Annotated in this window: 18 protein-coding genes; 6 read left to right on the forward strand and 12 right to left on the reverse strand. The window is 39.1% G+C overall.

All coding sequences use genetic code 11. The annotated features are described in order from the left end of the window. Positions 1–1,389: an FGGY-family carbohydrate kinase gene (locus AC1DO4_RS20910; protein ID WP_477419400.1), complete on the forward strand. Its 1,389-nt coding sequence runs from the start codon at positions 1–3 to the stop codon at positions 1,387–1,389. A 164-nt stretch (positions 1,390–1,553) separates the two neighbouring features. On the opposite strand, the gene AC1DO4_RS20915 is transcribed toward AC1DO4_RS20910, so the two are convergent. The 7 genes from AC1DO4_RS20915 to AC1DO4_RS20945 form a co-directional block, all read right to left on the reverse strand. Further along, the gene (locus AC1DO4_RS20915) at positions 1,554–2,411 is read right to left on the reverse strand and encodes an alpha/beta fold hydrolase (RefSeq protein WP_477419402.1); all 858 of its coding nucleotides are present in this window, start codon (positions 2,409–2,411) and stop codon (positions 1,554–1,556) included. Positions 2,412–2,604: 193 nt separating this feature from the next. Then, the gene (locus AC1DO4_RS20920) at positions 2,605–3,438 is read right to left on the reverse strand and encodes a ThuA domain-containing protein (protein ID WP_477419404.1); all 834 of its coding nucleotides are present in this window, start codon (positions 3,436–3,438) and stop codon (positions 2,605–2,607) included. Positions 3,439–3,951: 513 nt separating this feature from the next. Beyond that, positions 3,952–4,167 (reverse strand): hypothetical protein, encoded by a 216-nt coding sequence (locus tag AC1DO4_RS20925; RefSeq protein WP_477419406.1) that lies wholly within the window; start codon positions 4,165–4,167, stop codon positions 3,952–3,954. A gap of 133 nt (positions 4,168–4,300) precedes the next feature. Next, positions 4,301–4,516 (reverse strand): hypothetical protein, encoded by a 216-nt coding sequence (locus AC1DO4_RS20930; protein ID WP_477419408.1) that lies wholly within the window; start codon positions 4,514–4,516, stop codon positions 4,301–4,303. Positions 4,517–4,626: 110 nt separating this feature from the next. Then, positions 4,627–4,905 carry a YciI family protein gene (locus AC1DO4_RS20935; RefSeq protein WP_477419410.1) on the reverse strand — a complete coding sequence of 93 codons (279 nt, stop codon included), beginning with the start codon at positions 4,903–4,905 and terminating at the stop codon, positions 4,627–4,629. A 29-nt stretch (positions 4,906–4,934) separates the two neighbouring features. Further along, on the reverse strand, positions 4,935–5,303 hold the full coding sequence (locus tag AC1DO4_RS20940) for a VOC family protein (protein WP_477419412.1): 369 nt from the start codon (positions 5,301–5,303) through the stop codon (positions 4,935–4,937). 49 nt (positions 5,304–5,352) lie between these two features. Next, positions 5,353–5,943 carry a TetR/AcrR family transcriptional regulator gene (locus tag AC1DO4_RS20945; RefSeq protein WP_477419414.1) on the reverse strand — a complete coding sequence of 197 codons (591 nt, stop codon included), beginning with the start codon at positions 5,941–5,943 and terminating at the stop codon, positions 5,353–5,355. Positions 5,944–6,245: 302 nt separating this feature from the next. On the opposite strand from AC1DO4_RS20945, the gene AC1DO4_RS20950 reads away from it, so the two are divergent. Next, positions 6,246–6,476 (forward strand): hypothetical protein, encoded by a 231-nt coding sequence (locus AC1DO4_RS20950; protein ID WP_477419416.1) that lies wholly within the window; start codon positions 6,246–6,248, stop codon positions 6,474–6,476. Between the two features lie 201 nt (positions 6,477–6,677). Further along, positions 6,678–8,912, forward strand: coding sequence for a tetratricopeptide repeat protein (locus tag AC1DO4_RS20955; protein ID WP_477419418.1), 2,235 nt, complete (start codon positions 6,678–6,680; stop codon positions 8,910–8,912). 169 nt (positions 8,913–9,081) lie between these two features. Here the strand turns inward: AC1DO4_RS20955 and AC1DO4_RS20960 are convergent, their stop codons facing one another. Both AC1DO4_RS20960 and AC1DO4_RS20965 read right to left on the reverse strand, forming a co-directional pair. Then, on the reverse strand, positions 9,082–9,447 hold the full coding sequence (locus tag AC1DO4_RS20960) for a hypothetical protein (RefSeq protein WP_477419420.1): 366 nt from the start codon (positions 9,445–9,447) through the stop codon (positions 9,082–9,084). 220 nt (positions 9,448–9,667) lie between these two features. Continuing rightward, positions 9,668–9,979, reverse strand: a complete 312-nt coding sequence (locus tag AC1DO4_RS20965; RefSeq protein ID WP_477406672.1) for a hypothetical protein — start codon at positions 9,977–9,979, stop codon at positions 9,668–9,670. Positions 9,980–10,265: 286 nt separating this feature from the next. Here AC1DO4_RS20965 and AC1DO4_RS20970 point away from each other — a divergent pair, with 286 nt between their 5' ends. Both AC1DO4_RS20970 and AC1DO4_RS20975 read left to right on the forward strand, forming a co-directional pair. Continuing rightward, positions 10,266–10,604 carry a hypothetical protein gene (locus tag AC1DO4_RS20970; RefSeq protein WP_477419422.1) on the forward strand — a complete coding sequence of 113 codons (339 nt, stop codon included), beginning with the start codon at positions 10,266–10,268 and terminating at the stop codon, positions 10,602–10,604. 172 nt (positions 10,605–10,776) lie between these two features. Next, positions 10,777–11,655 carry an alpha/beta fold hydrolase gene (locus tag AC1DO4_RS20975; RefSeq protein ID WP_477419424.1) on the forward strand — a complete coding sequence of 293 codons (879 nt, stop codon included), beginning with the start codon at positions 10,777–10,779 and terminating at the stop codon, positions 11,653–11,655. A gap of 86 nt (positions 11,656–11,741) precedes the next feature. Here the strand turns inward: AC1DO4_RS20975 and AC1DO4_RS20980 are convergent, their stop codons facing one another. Further along, entirely contained in the window at positions 11,742–12,152 is a 411-nt protein-coding gene (locus AC1DO4_RS20980; RefSeq protein WP_477419426.1) for a hypothetical protein, read from the reverse strand. A gap of 85 nt (positions 12,153–12,237) precedes the next feature. After that, the gene (locus tag AC1DO4_RS20985) at positions 12,238–12,432 is read right to left on the reverse strand and encodes a hypothetical protein (RefSeq protein ID WP_477419428.1); all 195 of its coding nucleotides are present in this window, start codon (positions 12,430–12,432) and stop codon (positions 12,238–12,240) included. A gap of 190 nt (positions 12,433–12,622) precedes the next feature. Between AC1DO4_RS20985 and AC1DO4_RS20990 the strand changes: the two genes are divergently transcribed. Then, positions 12,623–13,324 (forward strand): S24 family peptidase, encoded by a 702-nt coding sequence (locus AC1DO4_RS20990; RefSeq protein ID WP_477419430.1) that lies wholly within the window; start codon positions 12,623–12,625, stop codon positions 13,322–13,324. Positions 13,325–13,383: 59 nt separating this feature from the next. Here AC1DO4_RS20990 and AC1DO4_RS20995 read toward each other — a convergent pair whose 3' ends face one another. Continuing rightward, positions 13,384–13,695 (reverse strand): hypothetical protein, encoded by a 312-nt coding sequence (locus AC1DO4_RS20995; RefSeq protein WP_477419432.1) that lies wholly within the window; start codon positions 13,693–13,695, stop codon positions 13,384–13,386. Positions 13,696–13,870: the final 175 nt, after the last annotated feature.

The following is a 13,870-nucleotide window of genomic DNA, read 5'->3' on the forward strand; positions in this document are numbered from 1 at the left end:
ATGGCGCAAATACCCGTTATAGCTGTTTTTGATGTGGGTAAAACCAATAAGAAGCTATTCCTGTTTGATGAAAACTATAAGATAGTTTTTGAACGGACGGCCCGCTTCATGGAAACCCACGACGAGGATGGCGACCCATGCGAAAACCTCGACAGCCTGCGTTTATCCGTATTTGATTCGCTGCGCGAGATCTTTAAGCATAAAGAGTTTGATTTAAAGGCCGTCAATTTCTCTACCTATGGGGCAAGTTTTGTTTATGTAGATGAAGATGGCAGGCCCTTAACCCCATTGTATAATTATCTTAAACCATATCCACCAGAGTTAGGCAGGCAGTTTTACGAAACCTATGGCGATGAAGCCCGATTTGCCCGCGAAACTGCCTCGCCTGTTTTGGGTAACCTCAACTCAGGTCTTCAATTGTATCGGCTTAAATACCAGCAGCCCGAAGTTTTCAAAAAACTTAAATACGCCCTGCACCTGCCGCAATACATGAGCTACCTGCTCAGCGGCCAGATGGTTACCGATCTAACCAGCATAGGCTGCCATACTGCTCTGTGGGATTTTGGGAGCAACAATTATCATCATTGGGTTAATGACGAAGGCATATTGCCCAAAATGGCGCCCTTAAAACCTGCCGACAGCGTGCTGCCTTCTGTATTTCCGGGCAGTACTTTTTGTGTGGGAGTTGGCTTGCATGATAGTTCGGCGGCGCTTATCCCCTACCTGGTGAGCTTTAATATGCCCTTTGTGCTCATATCTACCGGCACATGGTCTATCAGCTTAAACCCTTTTAATCAAACGCCACTTACTACCGATGAGCTGAAGAACGATTGCCTTAACTACCTGCAATACAAAGGCAGCCCGGTTAAAGCATCGCGGCTTTTCACCGGCTACGAATACGAGCAGCAGGTAAAACGTATTGCTGCCCACTTTAACCAGGACGAGATAAGTTACCGCACCCTCAATTACGATCCGGCAATAGCTGCAAAGCTCAATACACAAACTACACTACACAGCCAAAAACAGGAAGGAGAATTACAAAAATCTGTTTTTGAACAGCGCAATCTAAGTGACTTTAGTACTGATATTGAAGCTTACCATCAATTGATGATAGATATAGTTAACCAACAAACCATATCAACCAATTATGTGCTACAAGGATGCAAAGTACAAAGGATTTTTGTTGACGGTGGGTTTAGTAAAAACAGTGTGTTTATGCACCTACTGGCACTTGCATTTCCGCAGTTAGAGGTTTATGCGGCTTCAATGGCACAGGCTACGGCTGTAGGCACCGCACTGGCCATTCACCAATGCTGGAATAGTAAAGCGCTGCCGCATGATTTGATTGAGTTGAAGTATTATTCGGGGGTGCAAAATGAGGTGGTGTGATCTGCTCATTGTCATTGATATAAAGGCATGGAGCAATCGCAAACTGTGCATACAAGTTCGCTATGCTTTTCTTACATAATTACTTCGTAAGTCTGGGATTCTACAAGTTGTCATGGGTACACAAGGCACATGATTGCCATGCTGCACTCCATGACATTTTTTGATTAAATCCCTTTTACCAAACCCACAATATCTCCAACAACTCCGGTATCCTTAATGATTCGATCATGTCCGGGACCGGTATATTCATGTGTAATAACCTCAGGATTAACGCTCAAAAATTCCTGGAGGTAATCATAAGGCGAAACTTTATCGTCCTTATCAAAAGCCAGCCAATGCTTTAATGCGGCATCGCCTATATATTTATCATTAATGTCAAAATAAGACGCATCCATTCCAAACAGTTCTTCAAAGCTTTCAAAAAACTTATTCTGTGCCAATACAGGTACTTCTGCAGCATCCATGGTGGCTATAAAGTTTTGTTTAAGCTTAATAAGCGGCGCAATACTAATCTGCAATGCAGGCTTAATACCGGTTTCGTTAATGGCAATTACATTAGCCATGGCCCCAAGCGAATGCCCAATCATTATATCAGGAGCACCATATGTTTTAATAACCTCTTCGGCAGCTTTTGAAAAAAGTATCAGATTGGATAGCTCTCCTTCAGAACTGCCATTACCCGGCGCATCAAAAGCAATAATCTGCAAATCTTCAACGGTTTTTAAAGCTGCTATCATTTCATCAAAATCCATTGCTTTTGAACCCCATCCATGTGTAATAAGTACTTTTTTACTGCCATCCCCCCATATAAAACCGTTAAATTTTAATGCCGACCTGCTAAAATGAGGATCATAAACCTCAAGGCTAAACTTAGTGGCTTCATCCAGCAAAGTTTGTTGCTGCAACCTTGCCTGCATTTTTGGCGGATAGCAGATGAGCTGCCAAAGCATATCGGTAATATCCTGATTTTCTTTGTTCTCTAATGCCAGGATATGCTGGTGCAACAATTTTAGTTTCTTCATGAAGCGGGTAGTATGTTAGGGAGGCTAAGGTAGGGAAGTATCGTTATATTAAAAAATTGTCATGCAGGGCATCGCAAAGAATCTATGCGTGACCTATGCAAGTAGGATTTGTATGGCGTACAATAGATGCTTCACTTGGACAGCATGACAAAAAAATCAAAAACCACCTCCTTTGGAAAGGGTTTGGGTGAGGCTACCTACCCAACCACAACAAAGCATTTATAAGTAACTGGTTCTGCGTGTCGTTATCAAATGTTTGGGATAATGACTTGTCTGTTCCGCCATCATAGTCAATATCATTGTGGCCCATGTTAAAATAAACCATACGATATTTTTTATTGGTCCATACTACAGGATAGTAACCACTGTGCCAGACTTCATGCGGCTTTGGCCCGGTACCCAACGGAAAACTGGTTGAGTCGATAGATAATAAGATATCAATATCCGGATTTTTACGCAGGTCATGCTCCCATCGGTACCACTCGTTTGGCTGTGTTTTGAAGGTTGCTGGCAAACCTTTGGTTACGGGATGTTTGGCATCCGCTACCCGTAAAATAGCCGATGTAGGGTGCCAGGTATTACTTACATACTGACCCGATCCCAGGAACTCATTATGGTACCAGTCCCAATTTTGCGGATAATCCGACGGCGTAAGCGCGAATGCAGAGAAATGGAAGCCCATCCAGGCGCCGCCATTTTTCATGTATTGCTCAAATGCAGCCCGTTGTGCAGGATTATCCGGCCGGGTATCTAAAAACAGCACCACCTGGTATTTGGCCAAAAAATGCAGATTCATGTTGCTCCAGTTATTGGTAGAATCGTAGGTGAAATTGTATTTTTTGCCCATCTCCGGGAAACGCTTATTAGCTTCGTGCACAAAACTGATATGCGCCCTATCATTACGACCGGTGTAAAAGGCTATCACTTTAAAAGGTTTTTTGTTTTGTGCAGCGGCAGTGTAAAAGTTTAAACAAATTATACAAAACACAATTACCGGCGCTGTAATTTTTGAAATGCGGGTGGTCATGGTTATTGGTTGCTGATTGTTGTGTAAAACTAAACCATTTTAATTTAATGTGGGATGTGGGATGAGCGGTAAAGGTCCATAGACCATTGTCCATAGCCAAAATCATCGTAGTAAACCAAAAAAACACACCAATCGGTGAAATCATAATCAATCGGCGAAATCCATTTAAAAAAAACAGCCGCTGCATTACGGCAAACGGCTGCTCCTAAGTTACTGTCCCTGATTACATAACTTATTATTCAAAAGTATAGCAGCAGAATTATAATAATGCAAGGGATATTACTGAATTATCATTCGGGATTTACTTGTTTTATATTGAGGATTGTACGCGCCAGGTTACTCCTACTATAAAAACTACAAGCCTATTATTTATTGATTTTAAACCATATATATCCAAATGAAAATGCCCGGTTCAAAGCACCGGGCATAAGTATTAAATATAGGTACATAAATTGGGTGCGAATAGATAAGCCATATCACAGGCTTTTTTTCACTGCCTTAGAGTGAATATCCTTAAGCAGCAGAGATGTTATTGACTTTTTGCTGCTTTTGATTGTACCAGATGCCAATTGTACAAATAGCTATACTCAGCAACAAAAAAAACTCAATGTAAATATGGATAAAAGGGATGCCTTTCCAGGTAGATACAAACATCGAAGAAAGATCTGGCAGCAGTAAACCTAATAAAGGGAAGCCGGCGAATATTCTGAAAATTTTTAACTCTTCCATATTTAATCATTTAATAAGCACAATCTACAACTTCAGAGAGTAAAAAGCAAATATTATAAGCAAAAAGAAAGTATTATTTTCTTTACGATTAAATTAATGCAAAAAAACTTTAGTTGGGTATATTATAAATAAGCTATAAACCTAAGTGATCTTCARTGCCTTTGCCTATTTGCTGCAACGGTATTTGATGATCACCAAAACGGTGTTCAATAACCTCCCAACCACGAAAACTTGTTTTGGTGATGATATGAAACGAGGAGTGGTTAAAAACATTATAGGTAGCTTTACCCGTTGTTGCCCTGATAATCTTATATGTTTTTTGATTAACTGCTAACTCAAAAGATTCCATAATAATGTTTGCACAAACATATATGGTAATATACTTATAAGCAAGCACTAAACTACCCGTATTTTAACCCATTGTAAACCCGGTGTTTTAACGGATACAAAACCGGTAAATTAAAAAGGCATAGCCCTAACCAGCTCAAGCATATTTTGGCGTACTGCCGGGTCGTTATCTATAATTTGCTCCAGTTCGGTATCTGATGCTACATATACAATTACAAAATTGCGACCCTGGTTCCAAAAGTCGCCGCGTAATAATACTTTACCTATTTTTTTAAGATTTTCATAATAGCTAACGCGCTCGGCAATACAGGGTTCACTATAGTTAGTTTCTTTTTCTTCAAAAAACAGCATCACATGATGCGGATTTTTATAGGCTGATGCTGGTATCATAACAGGATGATTATGTATTTAATACTTAATTAGTTATTGCAGGTTACCTCGGTAAGTATATTACCCGGTGCATTAAAATAAAAACCATAACCACCACGCATATTTGCAGGGGCTTGTTCGGCAGCAAAGCCACCGGCTAAAAGGCGGTTATATACATCGGTAACATCCTGGCGGCTCTCAAGCAGGAAACCAACGTGAAATGCATCCGGGAAAGTACCGTTGCCATTGCGGTTAAAATTATTAGCCATTAGTACAAGGGTAAAACCATCGGTACCCTGTAATATGGCAATTAAGTTATCGCCCTTTTTTTCGGTACATTTAAAATTAAAGTACTGTTCAAAAAAACTGCTGCTGGCCGCAACATCGCTTACCGGCAGGTTGATATGGTTTAATTTCATAATTATATATCTTTAATAAATAAAAGTTTGAATTTATAAATTCAATTTTTTAAGGTTTTAGTGCTTTTATAACCAATTGCAGGGCTTGCATCATCAGGTCGTCATTCAATTCAAAGTTTCCGTTTGCATAACTGCGGCCCTGGTAGTGAAATTTTATAAGCTGGTACAAGGGCGCAAAGGCTATTGACCAATATACTTCAAAAGGCAATTGAATTAATTGATTTTTCTCCATGGCATTTTGCACAAATGGCCCCAATATCGACCCAAAATTGTTGGTAAGCATTTTACTTACCTCTTCGTAATAATGGGTGTATCGCATAATCTCAATAAATTCCATTTCCAGCGGGAAACTTATAAAGTATGTCATTCGGTTACGCCATTGCATTTTCAGCCCATCGGCAAAGTCCATTTCGGGTGAAAAATTTTTAAAGCTATATTCCATCATTTTATTTGCCACTTCTATACACAATTTAATGATCAGGTCGTCCTTATCCTTATAATATATATAAATGGTAGCCGGCGAAACACCAGCGGCTTTCGCCAGCTTGTTAACGCCAAATCCGTCCAGCCCTTGCGCTGCTATCATTTCAATGGCTTTTTGGCGTATAAGCAGCTCTTTATTTTCGTCGCGTGGTCGCATAGTACAAATATAAGTGAGCGTTCGCTTATTTAAAAATAAATTTTGCTTTTATTTTTTCGCCACGGGTTATTGGTCTTAATACCTCTTCTTCAAAACCAGTTGCACTTAAATTTTGATACAACTTTTATTAACCGGCAACCAGATTTACTAAAGATTCTTTTCCCTTTTTAGGCCGATAAAAAAAGTAACCAAAAAGAAAACAAAGCAACCTTAAATTTGTATTATAGTTAATTTTGATTTTTTATATAAATTATAACAAAATAATACCTACCTTAGCATAATCATACTAAATGTTAATAATTATGGAAAAATTAATAATATTGAGAATGTTTTTCTGCTTCCCTTTATTTGGGTTGCTGCTTCCGGATGCCGGAATTTTCCTTTCAAGCAATTCGGGGAGAATTCCCCCAATCCGTCTTGGCATTGAAATTGGATTAATCCTATGCATTTTGATTTGTACTGCTGCTATTACTTATGGCAAAAAACGTAATCAAATTATGCAGGACAAAGAAAACGGGGCATCATATTCGTAGTAGGCAACATCTTTACTTAAACTCTCCGGCCCTACTTAATTGATGATGTTTGATGCAAATGGGGCTATTATGCCCCAAATTTCTACTGCCACTTTTTTCAATTTGCATTATAACGTATATTAGGGTGCCTTTCCTTTCGGTATGGCCTTTGCTATAGCAGTATTGGTTTTTTATTGATATTGATCAACCGCTATTTCATAAATGAAAAAAATCTTATTCCTTATACTTTTTCCACTATCTACCTTTGCCCAAACAGCAAGTACCTATATTCAAAACGGAAATGCAAAGGCCACTATAAATGATTACAGGGGTRCTATCGAAAACTTTACCCGGGCCATTCAGTTAAATGACAAAAACAGCGATGCATACTTTTATCGTGCAAATGCCAATGGAAACCTGAAAGATTATAAAGCGGCTATAGCGGATTATTCCAAAACATTATCGCTTAAACCCGATTTCACTACCGCCTACTACTATAAAGCCAACGCCGAAAGCAGCATACAGGATTACCAGGCGGCCATTACCGATTTTAACCATGCCATTGCACTCGGCCCGAAAACTGGCGAGATGTACCTGTACCGCGGTAACGCAAAATCAAATTTGAACGATAATGCAGGCGCAATTTCCGATTTTACCCTTGCCTTACAATTTGCGCCTGATAATGCCGAAATTTATGAATATCGCGGGCTTGCCAAAAATAACAGGGGTAATTATGCCGCAGCTATCGATGATTACAACATTGCTATCAAGCTAAATCCGCAAAAACCGGCAGTTTACCAGTACCGTGCAGGTTCAAAAGCCAGCATGGGCGATAAGGAAGGGGCTATAGTCGACTATACTACAGCAATTACCATGAATCCGCAAAATGCCGAAGCTTATCTTTATCGCGGAAATGCCAGGGCTGATATCCATGACTACAAGGGAGCGGTTGATGATTATAAAAAAGCAGCATCCTTAAATGCCAGGCTTAAAAATGTATTCTTATACCTTGCCAATGCCGAAAACAATATGGGCGATAGTCCTGCCGCACTCGATTATTTTAATAAATTAATTAATCAGCACCCGCAACTTAGCGAACCGTACCTTTATCGTGGCCTGGTTGAAAGCAATATGAGGGAGTATGATAAAGCAACGGCAGATTTTAATAAATCAATATCGCTTGGTAACAAAACTTCAGAAGCTTACCAAAGCCGCTCCTATGCAAAACTCTCAATGAAGGATGCTCCCGGAGCTAAGCTTGATGCAGATACTGCTATTTCTTTGAATCCTAAAAGTTTAAATGCATATATAGGTCGCAGCAAGGCAAAACTGGCCATGAAGGATACAACCGGCGTAATGGCCGATCTGGCTTTGGCTATAGCAATCAACAATAAAAGCGACGAAGCCTATTTAGTACGCGGCGATACCCATCGTGACCTTGGCGATATGACAGCCGCTATTAACGATTATACCAAAGCCATACAAATAAATCCCTATTATACCTATGCTTACTTAAACCGCGCTATAGAAAGAGATAAAATGAATAATAAGGCGGGTGCAGTAGGTGATTTTGAAAAACTGATATCTATTGCCCCTAAAAAAGAGGAAGCATATATCCGTTTAGGTAAAGTGGATAATTTTTATAAATACACAACAAACGGTGTGCAGTTATTTACCGCAGCCATAGCGTTAAACCCGGCTAACTCAAATTTTTATCTTTATCGCGGCGAGGCGAAAGCCAATGCTGGTGATACCAAAGGCGCCATGGCCGATTATGATACAGGTTTAATTAAAGACCCTAAAAATACTGCTATATTATTAAAACGAGGATTACTCAAAGTTGGAAATGATGATTATACAGGGGCCCTGGCCGATTATAATGCGTTTATTAAGATCGATTCAGTATCGGATGTTTCAGCATTAGCTTACCAAAACAGGGGTTATTTATTATCAAAACAAGGAAATTATAAAGCTGCTATGCAAGATTTGGATAAGGCCGTTTCTATTTTCTCAAATGATGAAACCTTTTTATTCAGGGGTGATGTTAAACTGGCTTTAAAGGATTACGCAGGTGCGGCGGATGACTACCATAACGCTATTTACCTTAACCCAACTTATGCAAGAGCTTTGGCACACAGTGGCATTGCCAAAAGCTATTTGAGTGATGTACAAGGCCTTACTGATGATTTTGCAGCTGCCCTAAAAGCCGATCCTAACAGCGCGGATACTTATATTGACCGTGGCGCTGCAAAACTAAACCTGAAAGATGCAGCCGGCGCTGTTGCCGATTGTAACCTGGCGTTAAAGCTTAGTTTAAAAAACTCAAGGGCCTATTTACAGCGGGGACTTGCCAAAATAGCGCTTAACGACAAAGCCGGCGCCTGTGCCGATATGAACAAAGCTGTTGAACTGGGCTCAAAAGAAGCCCCCGCTTCTATTGCAAAATATTGCAAATAGGAGTTTCAGACAAAGGACAAAGGATTTTCGGATAAAGGACATAGAAAAGAATATTGCAAAAAAGGAGGTCTGGCTTGTTACGAGCCAGACCTCTTTTTTTTGCAATATTTAATCTTTTGTCTGACAGTCCTTCGTCCAAAAATCCTTTGTCTGAAAATCCGAAAATCAATCAAACTGCTTTCCTGTCGCCGCCGCTCTGTAATTGTGCCTTAAGTTCTTTAAGTTCCATTTCATAGGCGCGCATGCGGGCCTGCAAAATATCTACTTCGGTACGCATCATTTGTATTTCTGTTATCAGCTTGGCCGACTCGGGTTTGTTGATCTTTTTTTCGCCGCTGCCAAGGATAAGCCACTCTGGTGAATATTTGAGCTGGAAGCAAAGTTTACGGATAAGATAATAACTGATGTCCTGCTTTTTATTAATCACCTTGCTAATAAAACCCTGATCAACACCGATAGCACCGGCCAAACCCAACTGGCCTCCGTGCTCCTGCACAATTACTTTTAACCGTTTTATTATTGCTTCATCAGACATATGTGGCTGCAATAATAATCATTTTGTTTAATTGTTTATTGGTTCACTTGCTCATTAGTTCATTAATGCCAATTGATATATTATATCAATAATCTACCAAGCCCCGAAACCTGATTAAGCTATTTTTCCGGGCTTTATTAAATCAGAAATGCTCAAACAGTCATTATCAAACACGGAAATCCTGTTCCAATAACCTAATTAATCCCCGATGATGAATAAATTACTTTTGTACGGCCTCTGCCTTGCGCAGTAATTCGTTAAGGTGTTTGTTGAAAATGTCGATGCTGATACGGCCGGCTTTATAATCGGCTGTTGATTTATGAAATTGCTGTTCTATGTTCGCGTCAGCATTACTGAGTACTTTATTCAATTTATCTAATTTTTGCCCCATGCTTTGCATCATCAGTAATGGTTCAACATCACGGGTCTTACTTAGTGTTTTTTTTACTTTATTACGCTGCTGTTTATCAAAGTGTAATATCAAAAACACCGCAACCGATCCAATAACTACAAAAAAATAAAAAGAGTCCATAAAATTAACTTAAAGTTGTTTACAGTATCGTTTATTACGACGCTTGTTGATGATAGGTTACAGCTATTTTTAAACATAACCATCAATACAGTTACCTAAAACATCAATACAGTTACCTAAAATTAACACTGCATCTGCCTTTTTGATAAAGTCGACAGCGATCTTCCTGCTCACCACATTGTAATTTATACTTTTGCACTTTTAAATTCCGGTTTAAAAAGCGGTACTTTGTGGTACATTAATTGGCATGCAAAACCAAACACCGCTTTAAAACACATTTAATATTATGAAACCAGGAGACAAGGTAATTTGCATTAACGACAAGATAGATCCGGAAAAAAGCGAAGAAATACGACGCGACTTTGAGATCTGGATCACGAGGGATAAGGAATACACCATCCGCGAGATATTAGATAACAATGGCATTGTTACCGGGGTATTATTAGATGAAGTGCACAATTTCCCTAAGTTTTTTAAACTAATTAACCGTTTCCAGGAACCGGCGTTTGCTCAATGGCGTTTCCGCAAGCTTAATTATGCCAGCCAACCTGCAGAAGCCATAAGCGAAGTAGAAGAACTGGTGGAACAACTGGAGCAGGAAAAACAGCAGGTAAAGGTAAAGTAGACTATCTTTTTCCTGCAAAGACGTAAGCTTAACCGTATTTCTTTCTTTGCAACTTCAGGATCTTTACATGAAATGCTTTAAACTGCAACCTTTGTTTGGTTAAAATAAGTTAAACACTTGCACAAACAATTTCGGCACCGGATATTTATACAATTATAAACCCGATGCCGAAATGAAAAAATCTCCTGCCTTAATCCTGTTTTCAATTTTTATAGCTGCAATATCAGCTTGTAATAGTCCGTCAAAAAGCCCTTCATCCGATCCCATAAAATTGCAAAGCAATGGTGTTAATGTTGCTTATACTGATAGCGGCAAAGGCGATACTACTCTCCTGTTTGTACACGGATGGTGTATTAACAAAAGCTATTTTACAGACCAGGTTGATGCCTTTGGTAAAAGATACCGGGTAGTTACTATTGACCTGCCAGGCTTTGGAAATTCGGGTAAAAACCGAACTTCATGGACCGTTGCTGACTTTGGGAAAGACGTTACCGCCGTAATTACCCAATTGAATTTACAGCATGTAATTCTCATTGGCCATTCCATGTCGGGCGCTATTGTGGTACAGGTTAAATTAGATGCGCCGGATAAAGTTATCGGACTTGTGGGTATCGATAATTTTAAAGAATATAGTACAGAACCCGAAAGCCCGCAATCAAAAACAGAATTTGCGGCAGTTATAACCTCGCTTAAAAAGGATTTTAAAAAAGTAGTTTCCGGCTATTTTATTAAATACCTGTTTTACAAAACTACAGACACCGCCCTGCGTAAACGCATACTTAATGATGTTACCCATACCGATAGCACTATTGCTATTGCCTGTATAGAAGATAACAACAGCTTTAACACGGCAGCGAAACTAAAAGAGGCCAAAATGAAAATTCACCTTATCAATAGCGATAATACGCCTAATGATACCACCGGTTTTATTAAAAATGGCATCCCCTATCAACTATTGGTTGTTCATACCACCGGCCACTTCCCCATGGCCGAAAAACCAAAGGAGTTTAATGAGCTTTTGCAAAAAGCAATTGATGATATGAAAAAGTAATTAACAGATAGATAGCTATGACCGAACATGTTTCGGTAGGATTTGAAGGTTGAATTTAATATGCATAAAATGCCATTTAGCATACATCATTCATAACTTCCGGCTGCCTCAGTTTCTACAAGCTGGGTAAGTATAGCTTTTAAGGTAGCCTCACGAGCCCATTGCTGCTCTACATTTGATGCATCTTCCTGGTACCATTTAAGGGGAGTATTTATTTCGATACGTGCTCTGTAAACAAAATTTTTGGTTGGATGCATTTTACTCCCCTCATAGCTGTTAAGATTTTCGCCTTTAATTATTTTGGCAAACTCGCGTGCTTTGATATCCAGTTGCAGGCATTCATCAAGCGAATTTTTAAAATCCTGTTTGTCCTCCAGCCAAAGTGTGAGGATTTCATCGTTAAGGTCGTGGTCTGCAATAGCTATCCGGCTGTAATCATAATCAACAGAGATAATCATCCACCAAAGCTGGTCTTTTAATTTTTGTGCGATTTTCATTTTATTAGTTTTCTAGTTTATTTGTTCATCGGTTTATTGGCCTCAACAAGGGGCAATCCTTTAACCGCCTGCGTACCGGCAAAGCTTACCTAAAAGCGGGCATCCAGCCCGGGAGGTACTTTTGTATTGCAACAATCTCTTTATCAAGCTTTTTGCAGGCGGCCTGGTAAGCATAGTAGCGCAAAAGTGGCTCATGCTGGCTGGCATCATCATTGGCCATACATGAATATTGGGCACTGTTAGTTTCTTCCTGTTGAATGGCTGAGTAAGCTATATGCATTTTTTTATGTAATTAGTTAAAGCGTTTTTCTTTATTCTTGTATACAGTATCTCTGTATTAATTTTCTTTAAATTCTATGTAATAAAATTTGTTTTTTACTAAATTTGCATTACTTTAGTAAATCCCAACAGGACAAATATAAAGAATAATCTTTATAATAATCAAGAAAAATCTTTAATTAATTATTATCATGGATAATGCATCAAAACCCGGTAAAATCAAAACCATCCGCCCGGAAACCCTGGAGTTTATTATTCTTTATAACCAACTCAGGGGGAAGGCTTTTACGGGTAACGCACAACTTGCCGAGGTGCTGGGTTTTAATTCACCCAGTTCTATTACCGAAATTGTAAAAAGCAGGCAAAATATCGATCCGGAAAAATTCAGAACTTTTAAAGAAAAATATAAAGATTTTTTACACGCTAAAAAAAACACAACAAATCAAGAAAATAATACAGTAAATAAAGCAGAGGAGGGGATTCCGATGTTCGAAATTATAGCCACCGCATCGGGTGTAGAAGTGTATAATGATATAAATGATTCGCACCCGGTTGGGCGTATGAACTTTCCGGGTATTGAAGATTGCGATTTTGCCTTACCTGTTTGGGGGCACTCGATGTACCCTTACCTGGAGAATGGCTGTTGGGTAGCCCTAAAGATCATCCACGATAAAAAGATATTGCCCGGGGAAGTTTATTATATTGAATGGGGCGATTACCGCATGTACAAACGCCTGCTTGCCGGCGATAGCCCGGATGAAGTAATAGCACACTCCGATAACACTACCGAAATGGTTGGCAACCGCCTTAAGTATGCCCCCTTCCCTATTAATGTAGCCGACATAAAAAAACTTTGCCTGGTTAAGGATATCCATAAAAAACACAACCATTAGTCCCCACTCCTCTAAAGGGGAGTTTCTTTGATTAGCATAAAAATAGCGTTTCCATCCAATTACTCCTCCCTAAGGGGGCCGGATGGATTCTCTATTCTGAATATCATACAATCTATATCTGTTTTTAAGCTCTCAATAAGCTCTTCTAATTCGGTTTTTGATAAATCATCCCTAAAGTCGCGCTGCCTGGTGTTATTGATATATTGCAAATAGGTGCCGATCATGAGGTTATGTTTTTTATTAAGGCGATCGCCATCATATGCAATCATTTTAAACAAATGGTCAAGGTGCGCGTAATAATTGCGCTTAGTCAGGCTTTCAATATCAACCGATTCCCCCTTAATTTTCCTCAAAAATTCGTCGGGGCTCATAATTTATTATTTATGTTAAAAATTTGCTGCATATACACCTACGTAAATATATGAACAATAGGAAAAAACACCCACTATTTGCAAGCTATTTTATAATAATTACAAATACTATCGGTTGAAGAAATAAATAATCCTAAAAATTATAAAGTATCTTAATATTTAAAACACCTTAATT

This window comes from Mucilaginibacter sp. P5_A6 (assembly GCF_056400585.1).

Bases quoted from the DNA above. Each gene is read 5' to 3' on its own strand.
- AC1DO4_RS20910 (WP_477419400.1), top strand. From the start codon at position 1: ATGGCGCAAATACCCGTTATAGCTGTTTTTGATGTGGGTAAAACCAAT.
- AC1DO4_RS20915 (WP_477419402.1), bottom strand. From the start codon at position 2,411: ATGAAGAAACTAAAATTGTTGCACCAGCATATCCTGGCATTAGAGAAC.
- AC1DO4_RS20920 (WP_477419404.1), bottom strand. From the start codon at position 3,438: ATGACCACCCGCATTTCAAAAATTACAGCGCCGGTAATTGTGTTTTGT.
- AC1DO4_RS20925 (WP_477419406.1), bottom strand. From the start codon at position 4,167: ATGGAAGAGTTAAAAATTTTCAGAATATTCGCCGGCTTCCCTTTATTA.
- AC1DO4_RS20935 (WP_477419410.1), bottom strand. From the start codon at position 4,905: ATGATACCAGCATCAGCCTATAAAAATCCGCATCATGTGATGCTGTTT.
- AC1DO4_RS20940 (WP_477419412.1), bottom strand. From the start codon at position 5,303: ATGAAATTAAACCATATCAACCTGCCGGTAAGCGATGTTGCGGCCAGC.
- AC1DO4_RS20945 (WP_477419414.1), bottom strand. From the start codon at position 5,943: ATGCGACCACGCGACGAAAATAAAGAGCTGCTTATACGCCAAAAAGCC.
- AC1DO4_RS20950 (WP_477419416.1), top strand. From the start codon at position 6,246: ATGGAAAAATTAATAATATTGAGAATGTTTTTCTGCTTCCCTTTATTT.
- AC1DO4_RS20960 (WP_477419420.1), bottom strand. From the start codon at position 9,447: ATGTCTGATGAAGCAATAATAAAACGGTTAAAAGTAATTGTGCAGGAG.
- AC1DO4_RS20965 (WP_477406672.1), bottom strand. From the start codon at position 9,979: ATGGACTCTTTTTATTTTTTTGTAGTTATTGGATCGGTTGCGGTGTTT.
- AC1DO4_RS20970 (WP_477419422.1), top strand. From the start codon at position 10,266: ATGAAACCAGGAGACAAGGTAATTTGCATTAACGACAAGATAGATCCG.
- AC1DO4_RS20975 (WP_477419424.1), top strand. From the start codon at position 10,777: ATGAAAAAATCTCCTGCCTTAATCCTGTTTTCAATTTTTATAGCTGCA.
- AC1DO4_RS20980 (WP_477419426.1), bottom strand. From the start codon at position 12,152: ATGAAAATCGCACAAAAATTAAAAGACCAGCTTTGGTGGATGATTATC.
- AC1DO4_RS20985 (WP_477419428.1), bottom strand. From the start codon at position 12,432: ATGCATATAGCTTACTCAGCCATTCAACAGGAAGAAACTAACAGTGCC.
- AC1DO4_RS20990 (WP_477419430.1), top strand. From the start codon at position 12,623: ATGGATAATGCATCAAAACCCGGTAAAATCAAAACCATCCGCCCGGAA.
- AC1DO4_RS20995 (WP_477419432.1), bottom strand. From the start codon at position 13,695: ATGAGCCCCGACGAATTTTTGAGGAAAATTAAGGGGGAATCGGTTGAT.